Annotated in this window: 2 protein-coding genes; both read left to right on the top strand. The window is 47.9% G+C overall.

The window, feature by feature from the left end; all coding sequences use genetic code 11:
• A partial coding sequence (locus R7Q11_RS24665; RefSeq protein WP_405532388.1) for a Mu transposase domain-containing protein occupies positions 1-668 on the top strand: 668 nt, incomplete at its 5' end.
• Between the two features lie 10 nt (positions 669-678).
• A complete protein-coding gene (gene istB, locus R7Q11_RS24660) occupies positions 679-1,419 on the top strand; it encodes an IS21-like element ISVch3 family helper ATPase IstB (protein ID WP_225466821.1) in 741 nt (246 codons plus the stop codon).
• Positions 1,420-1,657 lie beyond the last annotated feature (238 nt).

The following is a 1,657-nucleotide window of genomic DNA, read 5'->3' as shown; positions in this document are numbered from 1 at the left end:
AGCTGATGAATGACTTAAACGAACGTGAGATGAAGCATTATGGTGCGAGCCGCAAAGCGCTGTTCGACAAACTCGATAAACCCGCGTTAAAGCCCCTTCCTAAGCAGCGATATCTATATACTGAAACCAAGCGAGCCAAGGTTGGGCCTGATTATCACATCGAATATCGCCGTCACTACTACTCGGTTCCCCATCAACTGGTTGGCCACCATGTCGAGCTGGAAGCCTCCAACCGTCTGGTGCAGATCTACCACCAAGGTAACTTGATCGCTCAACATCCACGCAGCCAAAGGGAACGTGGAAACAGCACTCAACCAGAGCACATGCCGAGTAATCATCAACATCAGAAGTGGTCGCCTGGCCGCTTGCTCAACTGGGGAGCCAATATCGGCCCAGCCACACGAGAGGTCGTCAATAAGATGCTTAACTCGAAGCCTCATCCAGAGCAGTCGTATCGTTCCTGCCTTGGGTTACTCAACCTAAGCAAAGCCCATGGCGAATCGCGCCTAGAGCAAGCCTGTAAAGATGCACTGATGCTGACAAAACCCAACTACACCTTCGTCAACAATCTACTCAAGAACAATCGTGAAGGGCAACTGAGTAAAGATAAAGCGAATACACCGAACCTTGTTCACAGCAATGTTCGTGGCCCGAACTGTTATCACTAGGAGAAAGGATATGAACGCACTCAATGACCAACTCAAAACCCTGCGCTTAAGTCATGCGGCGAAAGCGTTAGAGCAGCAACAAGAGCAACTGACCACCTACGCAGAGCTGGACTTCGAGGAAAGGTTAAGCCTACTTCTGGAAAGTGAAATCTTGAATCGTACTCAGACCAAAATCCAACGTCTAAAGCGACAAGCCAAGCTGAGAGTAGATGCGAAGCCAAGCCAACTCATCTACAAAGAAGGACGAAATCTCAATCGTCAACAGATAAGCGAACTTATGACGGGTAGTTATCTTTACAAGCATCAGAACATCTTGATCACAGGCCCAACAGGGGCAGGTAAAACGTATCTTGGCTGCGCACTTGCAACCAGCGCCTGCGACCAACAACAAACGGTCAGATACTACCGATTAACTCGCTTGCTTGATGATCTGACCGCAGGTCGTCTGGATGGTAGCTATCAAAAGCAACTTCAATCGTTGGCTAAGAAAGCTCTACTGATCCTCGACGACTGGGGGATGGAAAAACTGACTCAAGAGCATGCAGGTCACTTGTTAGAAGTGCTTGAAGACCGCTACCAAAACAGCAGCACAATCGTCATCAGTCAGTTACCTGTAAAGGAGTGGTACAACATGATCGGCAACGCCACCGTCGCAGACGCGCTCATGGATAGGCTGGTACACAATAGTCATCGAATAGAACTGGGAGGTGAGTCAATGAGAAAACTGGCGCAATCCGATCACTTAGAGTAAAAATAGGAAGAGAGAAAAATGGCAGGATCAGGTGATCGGAATAAACCGAAACGAGCGATCGCAATCACCGAAATACGCAGGAACACGCAACGCCGTAGAAAACGAACCAACAACACCAAAAAGCTCATTTGAAAAGACAATATCACAGAGCTGACTCTCAACAAGTGAATCGGCTTCTGAAACAGAAAGTCCGACCACAAAAAACCAAAGCCTGATTTGCTCAAACCTAAAAGACTAA

The sequence above is a fragment of the Vibrio sp. 970 genome (genome assembly GCF_033339075.1).
The sequence above is the reverse complement of the archived record's forward strand: the minus strand, read 5'-3'. Positions and strand labels throughout refer to the sequence as shown.

Coding starts and splice junctions, on each gene's coding strand:
- istB (WP_225466821.1), top strand. CDS start 679: ATGAACGCACTCAATGACCAACTCAAAACCCTGCGCTTAAGTCATGCG.